The organism is Marinimicrobium sp. ARAG 43.8, assembly GCF_050113635.1.
GTDB lineage: Bacteria > Pseudomonadota > Gammaproteobacteria > Pseudomonadales > Cellvibrionaceae > Marinimicrobium.
The window spans coordinates 281,197-297,179 of the sequence record NZ_JBNJLT010000003.1 but is presented as its reverse complement, the minus strand read 5'-3'; the positions used below and the strand labels follow the sequence as shown (position 1 = coordinate 297,179).

General features: G+C 57.4%; 15 protein-coding genes and 1 riboswitch. Of the genes, 7 read left to right on the top strand and 8 right to left on the bottom strand.

What is annotated here, in order from left to right:
* The first annotated feature begins 117 nt into the window (after window positions 1-117).
* The 3 genes from ACQCLF_RS08550 to moaB all read left to right on the top strand — a co-directional run bounded on the left by ACQCLF_RS08550 (window position 118) and on the right by moaB (window position 2,716).
* Complete coding sequence (locus ACQCLF_RS08550; RefSeq protein WP_426986243.1) at window positions 118-1,017, top strand: aspartyl/asparaginyl beta-hydroxylase domain-containing protein; 900 nt, start codon at window positions 118-120, stop codon at window positions 1,015-1,017.
* A gap of 16 nt (window positions 1,018-1,033) precedes the next feature.
* A riboswitch (molybdenum cofactor riboswitch) is annotated at window positions 1,034-1,192 on the top strand.
* Window positions 1,184-2,161: a GTP 3',8-cyclase MoaA gene (gene moaA, locus ACQCLF_RS08545; RefSeq protein WP_426986241.1), complete on the top strand. Its 978-nt coding sequence runs from the start codon at window positions 1,184-1,186 to the stop codon at window positions 2,159-2,161. Its footprint overlaps the riboswitch before it by 9 nt.
* 39 nt (window positions 2,162-2,200) lie before the next feature.
* Window positions 2,201-2,716 carry a molybdenum cofactor biosynthesis protein B gene (gene moaB, locus ACQCLF_RS08540; RefSeq protein WP_426986239.1) on the top strand — a complete coding sequence of 172 codons (516 nt, stop codon included), beginning with the start codon at window positions 2,201-2,203 and terminating at the stop codon, window positions 2,714-2,716.
* Between the two features lie 31 nt (window positions 2,717-2,747).
* On the opposite strand, the gene ACQCLF_RS08535 is transcribed toward moaB, so the two are convergent.
* Window positions 2,748-4,400, bottom strand: a complete 1,653-nt coding sequence (locus tag ACQCLF_RS08535) for an FG-GAP repeat domain-containing protein (protein WP_426986237.1) — start codon at window positions 4,398-4,400, stop codon at window positions 2,748-2,750.
* Window positions 4,401-4,652: 252 nt separating this feature from the next.
* Here ACQCLF_RS08535 and ACQCLF_RS08530 point away from each other — a divergent pair, with 252 nt between their 5' ends.
* Window positions 4,653-5,312 (top strand): peroxiredoxin, encoded by a 660-nt coding sequence (locus tag ACQCLF_RS08530; protein WP_426986235.1) that lies wholly within the window; start codon window positions 4,653-4,655, stop codon window positions 5,310-5,312.
* Window positions 5,313-5,491: 179 nt separating this feature from the next.
* The gene (locus tag ACQCLF_RS08525; protein WP_426986233.1) at window positions 5,492-6,658 is read left to right on the top strand and encodes an HD-GYP domain-containing protein; all 1,167 of its coding nucleotides are present in this window, start codon (window positions 5,492-5,494) and stop codon (window positions 6,656-6,658) included.
* A gap of 19 nt (window positions 6,659-6,677) precedes the next feature.
* Here the strand turns inward: ACQCLF_RS08525 and ACQCLF_RS08520 are convergent, their stop codons facing one another.
* Window positions 6,678-8,003: an OmpP1/FadL family transporter gene (locus ACQCLF_RS08520; RefSeq protein WP_426986231.1), complete on the bottom strand. Its 1,326-nt coding sequence runs from the start codon at window positions 8,001-8,003 to the stop codon at window positions 6,678-6,680.
* Between the two features lie 142 nt (window positions 8,004-8,145).
* Window positions 8,146-8,664 carry a putative Fe-S cluster assembly protein SufT gene (sufT, locus tag ACQCLF_RS08515; RefSeq protein ID WP_426986487.1) on the bottom strand — a complete coding sequence of 173 codons (519 nt, stop codon included), beginning with the start codon at window positions 8,662-8,664 and terminating at the stop codon, window positions 8,146-8,148.
* Between the two features lie 528 nt (window positions 8,665-9,192).
* Between sufT and ACQCLF_RS08510 the strand changes: the two genes are divergently transcribed.
* Window positions 9,193-9,915: a 3-deoxy-D-manno-octulosonic acid kinase gene (locus tag ACQCLF_RS08510; protein WP_426986229.1), complete on the top strand. Its 723-nt coding sequence runs from the start codon at window positions 9,193-9,195 to the stop codon at window positions 9,913-9,915.
* Window positions 9,916-9,944: 29 nt separating this feature from the next.
* Window positions 9,945-10,859, top strand: coding sequence for an LpxL/LpxP family Kdo(2)-lipid IV(A) lauroyl/palmitoleoyl acyltransferase (lpxL, locus tag ACQCLF_RS08505; protein WP_426986227.1), 915 nt, complete (start codon window positions 9,945-9,947; stop codon window positions 10,857-10,859).
* Window positions 10,860-11,091: 232 nt separating this feature from the next.
* Here lpxL and parE read toward each other — a convergent pair whose 3' ends face one another.
* The 5 genes from parE to ACQCLF_RS08480 form a co-directional block, all read right to left on the bottom strand.
* The gene (gene parE, locus ACQCLF_RS08500; RefSeq protein WP_426986225.1) at window positions 11,092-12,981 is read right to left on the bottom strand and encodes a DNA topoisomerase IV subunit B; all 1,890 of its coding nucleotides are present in this window, start codon (window positions 12,979-12,981) and stop codon (window positions 11,092-11,094) included.
* A gap of 111 nt (window positions 12,982-13,092) precedes the next feature.
* On the bottom strand, window positions 13,093-13,674 hold the full coding sequence (locus ACQCLF_RS08495; RefSeq protein WP_426986223.1) for a YqiA/YcfP family alpha/beta fold hydrolase: 582 nt from the start codon (window positions 13,672-13,674) through the stop codon (window positions 13,093-13,095).
* On the bottom strand, window positions 13,674-14,492 hold the full coding sequence (gene cpdA, locus ACQCLF_RS08490) for a 3',5'-cyclic-AMP phosphodiesterase (RefSeq protein WP_426986485.1): 819 nt from the start codon (window positions 14,490-14,492) through the stop codon (window positions 13,674-13,676). The genes ACQCLF_RS08495 and cpdA overlap by 1 nt, the downstream gene beginning before the upstream one ends.
* Window positions 14,493-14,631: 139 nt before the next feature.
* Entirely contained in the window at window positions 14,632-15,084 is a 453-nt protein-coding gene (locus tag ACQCLF_RS08485) for a DUF1249 domain-containing protein (protein ID WP_426986221.1), read from the bottom strand.
* Between the two features lie 106 nt (window positions 15,085-15,190).
* Window positions 15,191-15,817, bottom strand: coding sequence for an NUDIX domain-containing protein (locus ACQCLF_RS08480; RefSeq protein ID WP_426986219.1), 627 nt, complete (start codon window positions 15,815-15,817; stop codon window positions 15,191-15,193).
* Window positions 15,818-15,983 lie beyond the last annotated feature (166 nt).

Here is a 15,983-nt window from a genome sequence, read left to right as displayed (position 1 = left end):
TTACACTTTCATGATCGGCGGCAATTGACAGCGCCCGAGCAGAGCGTAAACTTGCCCACCAGCTCTTCACGAGAGAGCGCCCTCCTGCATCAATGATTCCTAAAGGGACTGGCTGTTATGGGACCCGCGATTCTCGCCATTTTTGTATTGTGCGCCATTTATGTCCAAACCCGGGGCGTAATCCGCCATGAGAGATGGCAGCGCAAAATCACCGATCACGCCAACTTTCTAGCCCCGGTTAACTGCTTGTTCTACGCTTTTTCCAAGGTGGGCAACAAACCCTATGTAGACGTTAAGCAGTTCCCCGAGTTGCGGGTATTGCAAGAGAACTGGGAAACCATTCGGGACGAGGCGCTAACCCTCAACAATGAAGCCCAGATCAAAGCCAGCCAGGATTACGACGACCTGGGCTTCAACTCCTTTTTCCGGCGCGGCTGGAAACGGTTTTACCTCAAGTGGTACGGCAATAACCTGACTTCCGCCGAGACGCTTTGCCCCAAAACCGTCGCGCTGCTTAGCCAGTTGCCATCGGTCAAAGGCGCGATGTTCACCATGCTGCCCCCCGGCAGTGGCTTGATGCGCCACCGTGACCCTTATGCCGGCTCGCTGCGCTATCACCTGGGGCTGGTCACGCCCAACTCGGATCAGTGTTACATCGACGTGGATGGTCAGAAATATTCCTGGCGGGATGGCGAGGCCGTCATGTTTGATGAAACCTACATCCACTATGCCCAGAACGACAGCGACAGCAACCGCATCATTCTGTTTCTGGACATCAAGCGCCCGGTCACCTTTGCTCCGATCGACTGGTTCAACCAGCTGTTTTCGAGGCTGGTGATTGCCGGCTCGGCCACCAAAAACGTCGACGGCGACAAGGTTGGCTTTTTGAACCGCATGTTCGGCACTCTGTACAAAGTGCGCCTGCTGGGCAAGAAGGTCAAACAGTTCAACAAACCGCTGTACTACGCCCTGCAATACAGCCTGTACGCGCTGCTGATTTACTGGATCTTTTTCTAGGGCCTGTTTACACTCTCAGAGAAACCCACACCGAGCGATAGCGCCTAACGACTCCGCCTGCCGGGCTGTGATCCATGGTTCTATCGCCGCTGTTTTGGCAGGTTGCCGAGACAGCCAGGGTCGACGGGGAAACCCGGCGGCCTCCCGACTTGGAAAGGTGTCTTCTATGTTAAGCGACGCGTTTGATCGACGCTTCAGTTACCTGCGCCTATCAGTCACCGAAGTGTGCAACTTTCGTTGCGACTACTGCCTGCCCGAAGGCACTGATTGCGGGCCCGAGAGCCGGGCCGACGACCTGACTCTGCCGGAAATTCGCCGTTTGGTGGCCGGCTTTGCCAGCCTAGGGATGCGCAAAATCCGGCTGACTGGCGGCGAGCCCTCGTTGCGCCGGGATCTGACCGATATCATCGCCCTGTGCAAATCCACGCCCGGTATCGACACAGTGGCGGTTACCACCAATGGCTACCGGCTGCCCAAGGATATTGACGCCTGGCACCGCGCCGGACTGGACGCTCTGAACGTCAGTATCGACAGCCTCGATCATGCCCGCTTTCAAATGATTACCGGCCACGACAGCCTGCAAACCATCCTGCGCGGACTGGATCGCGCCGCCGAACTGGGCATGGCACGCATTAAGGTCAACAGTGTTCTCATGAAGCACTACAACGAGGACTCACTGGATGACTTTTTAGAATTGGTCCGCCACCGCCCCTTCACCTTGCGCCTGATTGAGCTGATGCAAACCGGCGATAACGACGCCTTTTTTCAGCGCCATCACCTGAGCGGAGACGCCGTTATCCAGCGGCTGAACCAGGAGGGCTGGCAAGAGCGGTTACGCGAACGCAGTGCTGGCCCGGCCCGGGAGTTCTGGCACCCGGATTACGTCGGCGGCATCGGCGTAATCATGCCTTACAGCAAGGACTTTTGTGCCAGTTGCAACCGGCTGCGCGTTTCCAGCCACGGCGAGCTGTTCCTGTGCTTGTTTGCCGACCAGCATCAGAGCTTGCGCCACTGCCTGCAAACCGACGACCCCGAACCATTGAGAGTTTTTTTGCAAACCGCCATTCAGGGCAAGGCCTACAGCCACCATTTGCATCAGCAAAACCCTGGGGCCACCCGCCATCTGGCGATGATTGGCGGTTAATGCCACTGCACGATTCGCCCTGCTACAAGGAGATTGCGAATGCCCCATGCCCAGCCCGCCGACTTCGTCGCGTTAAATATCGCCGTACTAACGGTATCGGATACCCGCACGCGGGACAATGACACCTCCGGCCAGTTTCTGGCCGATGCCTTGCAGGAAGCGGGTCATAAGCTGGCGGATCGCGCCCTCTTAAAAGACGATATTTACGCGATGCGCGCTCAAGTGTCCCAGTGGATCGCCGACGCCTCGGTGCAGGTGGTGTTGATTACCGGGGGCACCGGCTTCACTGGCCGGGACTCGACCCCGGAGGCCATGAAGCCTTTATTTGACAAGGAGGTGGAAGGGTTTGGTGAGCTGTTCCGTCATCTGTCGTGGGAAGAAATCGGCACGTCCACGGTCCAGTCCCGGGCGCTGGCCGGGCTAGCCAATCGCACACTGGTCGCGTGCCTGCCGGGCTCCACCGGCGCCTGTCGCACCGGTTGGGAGCGGTTGCTGGAACCCCAGTTAGATGCCCGCCACAAGCCATGTAACTTTGTCGGGCACCTCACCCTGTAACACCGTTGTGCGCCCAGGCGGTCGTATCCACTCAGTTTTCAGTGCCGGCCGCACCTGTCTCCGATACGCGATTTTCAAACATTAACAACCTGGGGCTGGGTGCCCGGTCATCCGTGCGCATCGCCTCCATATCCAGCACCGGGTTATTGCCATCCATTGACATAAACTCCTTGAGAATATCCATCCGAAACGCGCCGGTTACAATGTCCAGGCGACCATCCCCGGTGAGGTCCACCAACTCGATCGGCACCAGAGCGCGATGACCATGGCTGACGGGATGAGGCTGGAAATTCTGCTTGCCATCATTTTCGAACCAGACCATCGACTGGCGCTTCTCGTCATCCCAGTGATTGAGCCAGCTGGTGACCACCAGATCCAGATCCCCGTCCAGGTCCATATCGCCCACGGCCACTTGCGCCGCCCCATAGAAACGGCCAATATCATGAGCCTCGAACTGTAAATCCCCTTTATTCTCCAGCCACTGCACACCATGATAGGGCTTGGGTTCAGATTGAGTGTCGAACGCGTCGCCATTGGTAAACACAAGATCCGGCCGACCATTCTGATTCAGATCCGCCACCACCAAGCTGGTGGCTCCGAACAAGGGGTGTCCGGCACGGACCAGATCCTTGCGCCTGAAGCGACCCTCGCCTTCGTTGATAAAGGCAATTAATGTCTCATGCTCCTGCGCCACCAGACTCACAAAATCCATTCGCCCGTTGCCATCGAGGTCCACGGGCGTCACATTGAGGGCTCCGCTCAGACCGAGCAGATCGTGCTTCTCGTAATCACCTCCACCGAGATTTTCCACCCAGAATACTTCTCCAACCCCGACACCGCCGAACACGGCCACCGCCATATCCAAGTCGCCGTCGCCGTCCACATCCAGCGCCTGGATATCGGATACCCGTCCCAACTGGTGCATCAACAAACGTTTTTCAAACTGCCCTTTTTCATCCTGCTCAAGAACGAATACTTTTCCCTCCAGTACACCCGAGGGCGGAAATTCCCCAAGATCCGCCACCAAAATGTCCAGCCGCCCATTGCCATTGAAATCCACCACTCTGGCAACAATCGGGATAGCGATCTCCGCGACCACGGTTTCCCGCCACTGAAGTGTCCCTGCCTTGCGGTGCGCCTCCATTAAGATCAATTCGCTCCGTTCGCCATCGCTCACCAGAAAGCTGCGCTCGGCGCCGCGCCCAAGATCCACCGATTGAATGTTGAGAATTTGAGGGACAGATGAGCCCGCATCCATAGCAAACTCTTCAAAACTGACCACCGGGTGCGGCTGATCAATATAAGGCAAACGTGGCAACGCCTCGGGGCTGCTTCCGTAATAGAGCGCTTTGATATGAGGCACCACCTCGGCGGGGATAAACGCCTGCCCGGTACGGTTGCGGGCCAGCTCCACCATCGAGTCAATCACATAAGGCCAACTCCCCTTGGGCAGCAGGCTCGGTGCCGGCACATCGTGGCAGGCGCCGCAGTACTGTTGTACCAGCGGAATAATGTCTTTTGTGGCCAGAGGCGCAGGGACCACTTCATCCCCCCCGGGGCCGTCGGCAGCACGCGTCTCACCGGTATTGGACTGCGCCTTCGCGGGCAGTACAGTGGCCATTATCACGCACAAACCGAAGATTTTGGCGGCATTGCCGATGACTTGCCGTACACCGTTACCCATAGCGATTCCTTATTATTTCACCCTTATAGTCATCAGGGACTGCACGAGACACGCCGCGACCGAGCTTACCGGTCAGCCCCAAACAGCACCGTCAGCGCTGCATTGTACCGCAAGCGCACCGATGTCCCATCAGAGGCGTCGGCCCGTTAGCGTTTGTGGTTATAGCTTATGACAATTAATGATTTAACGGCCTCGGCCCGATCCGTTATCATCCTACCCACACTGGTCATTTCATCCAAAGGAGGTTTTTTCATGGCCCTACGAATAGGCAGCACCGCACCGGACTTTACCGCCAACACCACCGAAGGCGAAATCCACTTCCACGACTGGATTGGCGACTCGTGGGCGATCCTGTTTTCCCACCCGAAGGATTTTACGCCGGTGTGCACTACAGAGTTGGGCTATATGGCGAAACTGAAGCCGGAGTTCGACAAGCGCAACACTAAAATTATCGGTCTGTCCGTCGATGCCGTGGACAACCACGCCAAGTGGGCCAAGGATATTGAGGAAACCCAGGGGACAGCACCGAACTATCCAATGATCGGCGACACCGACCTCAACGTGGCCAAGCTGTACGACATGCTGCCCGAGGATGAGTCCGGCTCAGCCGAAGGCCGCACTGCCGCCAACAACGCTACCGTGAGAGCGGTCTTTATCATCGGACCGGATAAAAAGATCAAGGCTCAGCTGATCTACCCAATGACCAGTGGCCGGAATTTCGACGAGATTCTGCGCCTGCTGGACTCTATTCAACTGACCAGCAAGCACACCGTGGCCACCCCCGTAAACTGGAAGAATGGCGAAGACATCATTATTCCTCCGTCAGTCAGCGATGAAGCGGCCAAAGAGAAATTTCCAGAGGGCTGGAAAGCGCTCAAACCTTACCTCCGAGTGGCCAAGCAACCGAAATAATGGCAAATCGCCCGGTAAAAACAGCCTTCAGACGGGTTAATCGCTGAAGGCTGTCACTTTCCAGCCCCCCCTCTACCCGACTTTCATCTCAACGCGTCAACCACTCATCGGACATCCTGTCGCCAAAAGCCACAATTAGACCTATACTTACTCCATAAGAACGTCAAAAGCTCGAACCAGTGCCCAGCCCCGTGCATCGGGTAGTCATTACGCAGGCGATTGATAAGATGCAGGCGATCAATAGAAGCGAGATTAAAGTGGGAACCCCCCTCCCCTGGCCGGTTTACGACAGCCAGGGAGCATTGCTGCTGAAAAAGGGGTATGTCATACAGTCGGAGGCGCAGCTCGAGCGGTTATTTGCCCGAGGACTGCACGCTCCCGTAGGACACGGTGTTTCCGACCACGCCCCGCATGACCGCAACACCCGGCCATCCAGCCCGTTTGCCGAACGCCCCATACTCGCGGCACAGCTACAGGCGTTACTCGCGCTGAATACATCCCCCAAAGACCTTATGAAGCGACTGACTGGGTTGATACAGCGTATCATCACGCTGTGTGACAACGACCCGGAAGCCAGCCTGGCGCTGGTGCACCTGAACCCTTTAACCGATCCACAGCAGCAAGAATCTTCACCTTATGATCTGATCCTGCAACACGCCATCCTGTGCCATTTTATAGCCCGGCAACTACAGTTCGATAAGCCGCGTCATTCTCTGCAAATTGCCGCCGCCCTTGTGGCCAATCTCGCTTTGGTTCCCTTTCAGGCGCAGCTCAACACTTCCTCACACCGTCTCACGGAAAAGCAGCGTGACGTTATCAACCGGCACCCACAACTGGCGACCGAAGCGCTGCAAAAAGCGGGGTTTGAGCAACGTGGTTTGCTTCAGGTCGTTATCCAGCATCACGAACGATTCGACGGAAAGGGCTATCCCTCCGGGCTGAGCGATAAGGAGATACGGCTGGAAGCCAGGATACTCGGACTCGTGGAGCACTATACGGCGTTGATCAGTCCCCGTGCCTACCGACCACACCATACGGCCGATGATGCGCTTCAATTGATCCTGATCTCAATGGCGGAGGACCCGGAACAACAGGCTTACGAGGCGCTTTCGGCTTGCCTCGGCCCCTGGCCACCGGGCACGTTAGTGCGGTTGATCAACGGCGAGGTCGCTCTGGTGACCCGCCCTCAATCCCATACCGCTCAGGCTGTTCTGAGCCCGTCGGGCGAACCCTACATGGGCGGTATGCGCCGGGATACGTCGGAAGGTGACTACCGAATCCTTTCGGCAGCCTCTCCAGGAAAAGTGCCATCACTCAACATCCCCTCCCTGTGGGGGTATGGCTAACGTTTATACCAGGCAGCCCCTAGAACGCCCAATTCAACTGGGCCGCGTAGATTTCTACTTTATTGTCGAAAGCGCCTCGCAGCGTCCTGCCACTGGTTTCGTCCACATCCAGCAGGTTGGCATCATCCACCGACAAATGCGCGTAGCTGACATCAATCGAAACGTGATCCGAGAAGGCCCAGTTCACACCCGTGGCTACCCAGGTACGATCCTGGTCGGGAATACGCGCACTGACAAATTCCGGGTCGGTCTGAGGGGATTCATCCTGAGCCACGCCGATACGCCAGGTAAAATGCTCGGAAACGTTCAGCGTGGTGCCCAACGCGACGCGAAGGGTATCGTCGTAACGAAGGTCCAGTTGATCCACCGCCGCTCCGCTATTCACATTGATCACTGCGATATCCTGAATGCTGCTCCACCGGGTCTGCGCCACATCCGCATGCAGTGCCCACCGATCATTGACCTGATGAGAGAGGCTCAACGTCAGGGTGTCCGGCAATTCGACATTGGCCGCGACAGGGCCTTCCAAGGCGGCCAATGTCCCAGCGCAAAGTGTTCCAGTTGTTGGCGCGGGCGGCGCCCCCGTTGGAAACCCCTGACCCGGGGCACAGGCGGCGTTGCGGTTGAAGACGGCATCGCCGTCGAGGCTAAACTCTCCTCCCTGGCGCCAAGACAACCCGATACGGGTAGCCTCGGTCGGGGTCAGCAACACACTGAAGTCAAACACGAAGTCACTGTCATCACCCTCGATAACCGCGCTGCTGTCCGTGGCTGGAGAGGGGTTCACACCCAGCGTGGAATCGACCTGGCTTTCCAGCGTCACATCCATACTCTGGTAATTAACCCCCAGGCCAAATGCAATCCAGTCGTTGGGCGCCCAGGCCGCATTAACGTTCAGGTTCATCACCTCCAATTCACTGAAGGTGGCGGAGTAGCGGCCCGGCCATTGCGTGCCAAAATCACTGGACAGGCCAAAAGGTCCACCCGCACCGAATCCGACGGTCACCCCGTTTTCCATGGGGAGCACCAGATAGACGTTGGGAATGAAACCATCCTCGTCCGTCACTCCGCCCTCCCCGGGGAAGGTCGATCCATCATCGATAAAACGCGCCTCGGTGGCGACCACATTGGCACCAACGGTCATGCTGGCGCGGTCCAGGCGCGCCATCCCAGCGGGGTTAAAATACACAGTGGAAGCGTCGGTGATGTCCGACGCCGTGCCGGCAAATGCCTTGCCCATCTGGGCCGGGCTCTGCTCGAGCAGTTGAAAGGAAGAAGCCAGCGCCACAGAGGGTACAGCGAAGGCGGTAACGGTTAACGCGGTGTGAACAACTCTCTTATACATCGTACTCTCCTTATCTCTGGGAAGAGGTATTGAGGGAACAGCAAAGGTAGAACACCACTACGTTTAGTGTAGTAGACGCACACACACCGCGCTGTGCGTTACCCCTCATTGTTCAGGAGAGTGAGGTTCAGGAGAGCGAGCTTTAGAAAAACATACCCGTTTCGAGCTGGGCCTCCTCGCTCATCATCGTGCGCGACCAGGGTGGATCGAACACCAGCTGCACGTCGCTGGAAACCACGTTCGGCACTTCCGACAGGCGACGCTTTACATCATCCACTAACACATCACCCATTCCGCAACCGGGCGCGGTCAATGTCATTTCAACCGCCACTGAACCGTGCGCCTGATCCACTTGCATTTTATACACCAGCCCAAGACTAACGATATTGACGGGAATTTCCGGATCGTAAACCATTGAGAGCGCTTGCCAGATCTGGTCTTCGTCAATGGTGCCATCGGCCCGCGCCTCGAAATTCATGCGGTTGGCATTCAGGCCAATCGCATCGGCGTCCTTGCCATCAATGCGAATGAGATTCCCGTGGTACAAGAGTGTATAGCTGCCACCGAGGGCCTGAGTAATAGCGGCCTCTGCCCCCTTGGGAATCTGCAAATCGTCACCCGAAGGCACCAGTTTGGCGGGGCATTCTCTTTCAAACACCACCTCGCGCCCCTGCGCACTTTGCGCCTTCTTGGCATTCGGGGCACGAATAGTAATCTGGGCCTGTCCATCATTGCGCTGCAGGTCAATCTCCAGCCCTTTGAGAAACGGCAAACTGGGCTTGTCCAGAAAGAGGGTAAGATCGCCCTCCAACACCTCGAGATCACTCTCGGACTGCTCACCTTCCCGGCAATAGGCAAGGCAGGTTTCAGCCCTCGGTGTACCGGGGTCCAATACGAAAATACGGGCTGCCGCCACTCCCTGCTGGGCCAATAGGTCAATCAGGTAATCACGGGCGGATTCGGACAAATGAAAGCTGGGCTGCATAAACCTCGGTAACCACTCTATCTCGGCTGTCGGTATGAGTGCGTATGCTACCACTCCCCAACCACCGGGGAAATACCTGAGTGTTACAGTCAACTATTAGCGAACACCCGCCCCGTGCTGGCGGCCATTTCTTCATTGCCCTAACGGGAAAGTGTTAAACTCGTGTTCATGACTGACAACACCGTTTTCAAGCGCTGAATGGTAATGACCACTTCTGAAATCTGGACGCAAGAGGCAAAGGGCCAATACCTGGTGCATACGCCCCGGGTAGAAGAGGCGCACTTTCACTGGCTGGATCCCGAGGCTTGGGGCTTGTCCGCTCAACCGGTCGCCGAAGGGGGTCGCGGTGCCGCCTGGTTTTTATCAGGCCCCAGAGGCGAGTGGGTGTTGCGCCACTACCGGCGCGGCGGGCTTCCCGCGCGCCTCCTGAAACAGCGCTACCTTTTTCTCGGGCGGCACCGGGTACGGGCCGTGCGGGAGTTTCGGCTGCTGGAATCCCTGCATCATCAGGGCTTGCCGGTGCCACGACCGGTCATCGCGGGCTACGAGCGTGGGTTGTTCAGCTATCGGGCGGCCATTATCGTGGAGCGACTGCCTGACACCCGCCCGCTGCTGAGCTTTCAGTCTCCCGACGATGCTGTGCATTGGTCGGCGGCGGGACGTTGTATCCGGCGTTTTCACGATGCCGGTGTTTTTCACGCCGATCTCAATCCCGCCAACATTCTGATTCAAACCTCGACCGGGAAGGTGTTTCTGATCGATTTTGACCGCGGCTGCCAGCACCACCATCATCGGCCCGACACCGGCTGGAAGCAGGCCAACCTGCGCCGCCTGTCTCGCGGCGTACACAAATACTGGCCGGAGACCGCCAAACCCCAGGCCGAACAGCTGTTACAGGCCCTCCTTCGAGACTATCGGTTAGAATAGTGGCCTGATCACACCGAAGAGGTCCACTGATGCCACAGTTTCACCGCCGCCTGCTGCATCCACGTTATTGGTTTACCTGGCTGGGGTTCGGGTTGTGGTGGCTGGTGTCCCGCCTTCCTTACCGCGCACAAATGACCCTCGGGCGCGGCATGGGCCGAATGGTCTGGAGACTGGCCAAAAGCCGCCGTCGCACGGCCTTGCGCAACCTGGCGCTTTGCTTCCCTGACCTGACATCGCCCCAGCGTGAAACCCTGGCGCGCGCCAATATCGAATCCACCGCCCAGGCACTGTTCGAAACCGGCATGGCATGGTTCTGGCCCCGTCGCCGACTGGAGAAGCTATATACCATTGAGGGGCTGGAGCATTTGCAGCAAGCCCGCGATGAGGGCCAGGGCGTCGTGCTGTTAGCCATGCACTTTACCCACCTCGACCTGGGCGCCAAGCTGCTGTGTTTGAGCCACTCCCTGGACGGCCTGTACCGGCCACATAAAAACCCGGTGTACGACTGGATTCAACGCCGGGGGCGCGAACGCTTCAGTGGTGGTGTTGCCATTGCCCGCGAAGACATGCGGCTGATGGTGCGCCGACTGCGCCAGGGCCGCCCCGTATGGTACGCGCCAGATCAGGATTACGGCCCCAGGCGCCCCCACGTTTTTGTGCCCTTCTGTGGAATACCGGCCGCCACGGTGACCGCCACCACCCAGCTCATGCGCATGGGACGCGCCCGAATCATTCCCTTCACGCATTACCGCCGCGCGGATGGTACAGGCTATGACATCAAGGTTTATCCCCCGCTGACGGACTTACCAACGGGCGATGAAAAGGAAGACGCGCGGCGGGTGAATCAATTTATCGAAGCAAGAGTGCGGGAGTGTCCGGAGCAGTACATGTGGGTACACCGCCGCTTTAAAACGCGCCCCGAGGGTGAAGCGTCCCTGTACTGAGTCCGTTCAAAACCTCGCACCGGGACACTGCAGCTTCAGAATAGCACCAGAGGAGGGCGTAAAGGGCACTTTGAGACCGTTACCCGCCTGGACGGCGGGTAACCCGAGCCCCCATGGATGGGTTTACGGCGTGTCTCAAAGTGCCCTTTACGCCCTCCGCACGCGATGCGAAGTGCCGCCGCAACCTCTTCCAAAGAGGCTTCTGTTAAGCCACCCTTTTAAGCCGCAATATTTAAACCGCAATATCCGCCAGATTACCCTTACTCTCCAGCCAGGTCCGACGATCCGGTGCCCGCTTCTTGCCGAGCAACATATCCATCATCTGCAAAGTCTCGTCCACATCGTCGATGCCCAGCTGAACCAGGCGGCGGGTATCGCGAGCCATCGTAGTTTCCCGCAGCTGCAACGGATTCATCTCACCCAGCCCTTTGAAGCGCTGAACATTCACTTTGCCCTTTTTCTTCTCCGCCTCAATGCGCTCCAGCACACCGTTTTTCTCACTCTCATCCAGCGCGTAGTACACATCCTTGCCCACATCAATGCGGTATAAAGGTGGCATGGCGACAAACACATGGCCATTTTCCACCAGCGGACGGAAGTGCCGCACGAACAGAGCGCACAATAGCGTGGCAATGTGCAAACCATCGGAATCGGCATCGGCCAGAATACAGATCTTGTGATACCGCAACTGACTCAGGTCCGCCGCCCCCGGGTCCACGCCCAGGGCAACGGAAATATCATGCACCTCCTGATTGGAGAAAATATCCCCTGCATCCACTTCCCAGGTATTCAGGATCTTGCCGCGCAACGGCATAATCGCCTGGTATTCACGGTCCCGTGCCTGCTTGGCCGAGCCACCGGCGGAGTCACCTTCCACCAAAAACAATTCGCTGCGCAACGGATCAGAGCTGGAGCAGTCCGCCAGCTTGCCGGGCAGCGCCGGGCCCTGTGTCACCTTTTTACGCGCCACTTTTTTGCTGGAGCGCACGCGGCGCTGCGCGTTATTGATACACAACTCGGCGAGTTTATCGCCATCCTCCGTGTGTTGGTTCAACCACAATGCAAACGCATCTTTGGCGATACCGGACACAAACGCCGCCGCTTCACGGGACGATAAACGCTCTTTAGTCTGTCCAGAGAATTGCGGATCCGCCAGTTTGGAGGACAACACGTAACTGCAGTTGGCCCAGACATCTTCCGGGGCCAGTTTCACCCCGCGTGGCAGCAGGTTGCGAAACTCACAGTAGTCTCTCAGGGCATCCAACAAGCCGGTGCGCAGGCCGTTTACGTGGGTTCCACCTTGAGCGGTGGGAATAAGGTTAACGTAGCTTTCCTGCACCAACTCGCCGCCTTCCGGCAGCCACTGCACCGCCCAGCTTACCGCTTCGGTTTTGCCATTGAATTCACCAACGAACGGTTCCTCCGGCAGCGTCTCCCAGCCCTGGGTGGAGCCGCGCAAATAATCTTTCAGCCCATCTTCGTAAAACCATTCGTCGGTTTCCCCGGACTGCTCATCTTTAAAGGTCACCGTGAGGCCCGGGCACAGTACGGCCTTGGCGCGCAACACATGGCGCAGACGGCTGACGCTGAATTTGTGGGAATCAAAATACGTCGGGTTGGGTAAAAAGCGAATGCTGGTGCCGGTATTGCGTTTACCGCAGGTATCAATGACTTCCAGGTCGGACGCCTTATCGCCATCCATAAAGCCCATGCGGTGCACCTGCCCATCGCGCTTGATGGTAATCTCCAGCATTTTGGACAGCGCGTTGACCACCGACACACCGACGCCGTGCAGGCCGCCGGAAAACTGGTAGTTCTTATTGGAAAACTTTCCCCCGGCATGCAAAGTGGAGAGGATCACTTCAACACCCGGCTTGCCTTGCTCAGGGTGAATATCCACCGGCATGCCACGGCCATCATCAGAGATGGTCACGGAATGGTCCTTGTGGAGAACCACTTGTATATTCCTGGCGTGCCCCGCCAGCGCCTCATCCACGCTGTTATCGATCACTTCCTGTGCCAGATGGTTCGGGCGGGTGGTGTCGGTGTACATACCCGGCCGTTTCTTGACCGGATCAAGCCCCGTGAGGACTTCAATATCTTCTGAGGAGTAATTTGCCATAAAAGGGTACTAACTCTGTCGTCGATCTTCTGATTGAATTCGTAACTGGTTGAATGCGTAGTTTGACCGACCTTGCCTGCCTGCGGATAAGGTCGAGGAGCACTCCCGGTATTACCGCTTTTCGAAAAACGCCAGGGCATCCGGGATGTAGCGCTCGAATCCCTGAAAACTGTGATCGCCCCCAGGTTCCACCGTCTGTTTCGCCCCCTGGTATTTACTGACGGCCTGGCGGAAATCCAGCGTTTCATCCCCTTGCTGGACCAGCAGCCACAGCCGCCTGAGGCACGTTATGGGATTCACATCATATCGCTGAATCGCCGCCACGTGGGTGGCGTCCAACCGGTAGGTATCATCGGTGTGATAGCCCTGAAGGTCAACCTCCAGATAATCGGGCATAAATTGCCAGGGAGATACCGCCGGGTTGATCAATACCGCCGGGGCTCCGGTCTGCTCAGCGAGCCAGGTGGCCCAGAAGCCTCCGAGCGAACTTCCCATCAGGTACAGCGGCTTTCCATAGTGGGCCAGAGCCAACAGATGCTCCGCCGTCTCATCAGGATAAGGGGTCAGGTGGGGGCAATGATACTCAATGTCAGGGCGGTTGGCCGCCAGCCACTGCGCGACTTGACGGGCCTTGAACGACTGGGGAGAGCTGAGAAAGCCGTGCAGATAGAGCAGGCGAGCACATGTTGCCATCAATAACCTGAAGACTGGTAGTCTATCGGGTACTCCCGGTCCCGCACCCGCGAGACACCCGTTTGCAGCGAACCGTCATCCGCCAGTTCGAACCAGCGATAACCCGGCATGGCGGTATCCACCGCAAACGCTTCGCTGCCCGGTTTGAATTGAATACAAGTGGCCGGGGTGGCATACAGTTGGACCCCGTTACGCTCTCCCTGATACGCCTGATGCACATGCCCCCAGGAAACAGCCTTCACATGCGGGTGACGATCAATGAGCGCAAAGAATTCTGCCGCATTCCTGAGGGTGTACTGATCAATCCAGTGACTGCCAACCGGCACGGCCTGATGGTGGAGCAGAATCAACGTTGGGCGCGAGCCGTGGCTGGCGAGGGTGTGTTCCAAAAATTCGAGTTCACTTTCTGCAAGATGACCGTACACTTCGCCCGGCACAGCCGAATCCAGCAGTATCAGCAGCCACTCCCCCAGGATCATAACGCGAGACTCGGGCACGAACTCATGCTCCAGGCCAGCCATCACCACAGCGGAGTCGTGGTTACCAGGAAGCCAGCCCAACGGCGCTGTGAACTGCTCTCGCACAGCGTCCACAAAACGACCGTAACATTCTTCATGGGCATCACTGGCAATATCACCGGTACAGACAATAGCATCAAAGCCCGGTTGCTCCTCAGCAACCAGCTGTAACACATCCGTCAGGCTTTGATCGGTATTCAATCCCAAGAGAGACGGGTCAGATAACGGGCCCAAGTGGCAGTCGGTAATCTGAATAAGGCGCACGAGCGTCTCGCTAGTCCAGTAATAGAGTCCAGTAATTTCTATTCCCCGCGACCCAGTGTTTCCGGGGAAGCACTTTTGTAGGGCGCAAGACTTTTATCGAGAATAACCACTCGTGATAAGCGGCGCAAGGCGCCACGGGGCCGGGATTCGGTTTTTTGTATAAAAATGTGAAGCTTTACCAGACCGGCTCCAGCGAATGGCCCTTCTCCAGGCATAAACCCAGCCACTCGCCGAGAAAGCGGTTAAGCTGGGCTTTCTCGTCTTGCTGATACATCGCCCGGTTGGGATAAGCGTATCGGGGCTGCAGACGGCGGTGATGCTCCCAGGCCAATACCTCCGCCAGTTGCGCATCCACATAAAGCCGGACAGTGAGCTGGGGTGCTTTCCATGGCTGACTGTCTCTCGCCATATTGTCCAACTGGCTCAGCTGCACCGTAACGGTGTACCGGGAAGACTCTGTTACAAGGAGGCGAGTCCGCCAATGACGATCACCGCTGCTGATCGCAAACTGCCATTCATCGCCGACCGTTACCGGTGCATTCGGCAACAGCTTGCTCAAACGCCAGTAATTGGCCTCGCACTCAGCCAACTGGCGCGACAGGTTCACCTTGTAACGGTTATTCACCATGGAGGTTTAGTCTCCGCAACGACAAACGACAACACTACGGCCGTGGAATAATACGCACTGCACACGCTTTGAGGCGCACAGCGCACACTTTAAACAGACTGTCAGTCTAACATGTTTGCGAGCCACGCAAGCGACTGTGGTTCAGTTGCAACCACTGGAGACACAGCAGCACCGAGGCATTATTAAAGCGGCCACTGTACAAATTGTCGAACACTTCTGAGACGGGAATGACATGCACCTTGATATCTTCATTCTCTTCGTCCAGCCCGTGAACACCTCCCGCGTTTTCCAGGTCAGCCAGACCGCACAGAATATGCATGACCTCGTCGCTGCCGCCCGGGCTGGGCAAATAACGGGCAATATATTCCAGCCGATAGGGTTCCACGCCCGCCTCCTCGACGGACTCGCGCAGCGCCACGGCTTCGGGAGTTTCGTTATCCTCGATCATGCCCGCTACGACTTCGAGGCACCAGGGGCTGCCTGGGCCGGTCAGTGCGCCGGCCCGGAACTGCTCCACCAACGCCACCGTATCCCGCTCGGGGTCATAAAGCAGCACTCCCACGGCAGGCCCTCTCAGGAACAGCTCCCGTGAGATATCCTCGGTCCAGCCGCCTTCGAACATACGGTGTTTAAGCGATATCTTGTCGACACGGAAGAAATCTTTATACAGCGTGAGGCGGCGGGTAATCTCCACATCGTCGCGGTCAAAAAGCGGTTTTTTCCAATCGGGCATACGTATCGGGCCTTTCGTTCAGTTTGCATGGCGGTCGGTTTGCATGGCGGACGGGTTGCTCGCCACGAGCGGCAACCACCCATCACTATACTATCACTGTACTATTACTGTACTAAGCCGCCCCAGCAGTAGACAGTCAGCCTTCCTCCCGAGTGGCGCGCACACC

What these genes read in the sequence shown, in the direction of transcription:
- ACQCLF_RS08550 (WP_426986243.1), top strand. Translation starts at nt 118, where the DNA reads ATGGGACCCGCGATTCTCGCCATTTTTGTATTGTGCGCCATTTATGTC.
- moaA (WP_426986241.1), top strand. Translation starts at nt 1,184, where the DNA reads ATGTTAAGCGACGCGTTTGATCGACGCTTCAGTTACCTGCGCCTATCA.
- moaB (WP_426986239.1), top strand. Translation starts at nt 2,201, where the DNA reads ATGCCCCATGCCCAGCCCGCCGACTTCGTCGCGTTAAATATCGCCGTA.
- ACQCLF_RS08535 (WP_426986237.1), bottom strand. Translation starts at nt 4,400, where the DNA reads ATGGGTAACGGTGTACGGCAAGTCATCGGCAATGCCGCCAAAATCTTC.
- ACQCLF_RS08530 (WP_426986235.1), top strand. Translation starts at nt 4,653, where the DNA reads ATGGCCCTACGAATAGGCAGCACCGCACCGGACTTTACCGCCAACACC.
- ACQCLF_RS08520 (WP_426986231.1), bottom strand. Translation starts at nt 8,003, where the DNA reads ATGTATAAGAGAGTTGTTCACACCGCGTTAACCGTTACCGCCTTCGCT.
- ACQCLF_RS08510 (WP_426986229.1), top strand. Translation starts at nt 9,193, where the DNA reads ATGACCACTTCTGAAATCTGGACGCAAGAGGCAAAGGGCCAATACCTG.
- lpxL (WP_426986227.1), top strand. Translation starts at nt 9,945, where the DNA reads ATGCCACAGTTTCACCGCCGCCTGCTGCATCCACGTTATTGGTTTACC.
- parE (WP_426986225.1), bottom strand. Translation starts at nt 12,981, where the DNA reads ATGGCAAATTACTCCTCAGAAGATATTGAAGTCCTCACGGGGCTTGAT.
- ACQCLF_RS08495 (WP_426986223.1), bottom strand. Translation starts at nt 13,674, where the DNA reads ATGGCAACATGTGCTCGCCTGCTCTATCTGCACGGCTTTCTCAGCTCT.
- ACQCLF_RS08485 (WP_426986221.1), bottom strand. Translation starts at nt 15,084, where the DNA reads ATGGTGAATAACCGTTACAAGGTGAACCTGTCGCGCCAGTTGGCTGAG.
- ACQCLF_RS08480 (WP_426986219.1), bottom strand. Translation starts at nt 15,817, where the DNA reads ATGCCCGATTGGAAAAAACCGCTTTTTGACCGCGACGATGTGGAGATT.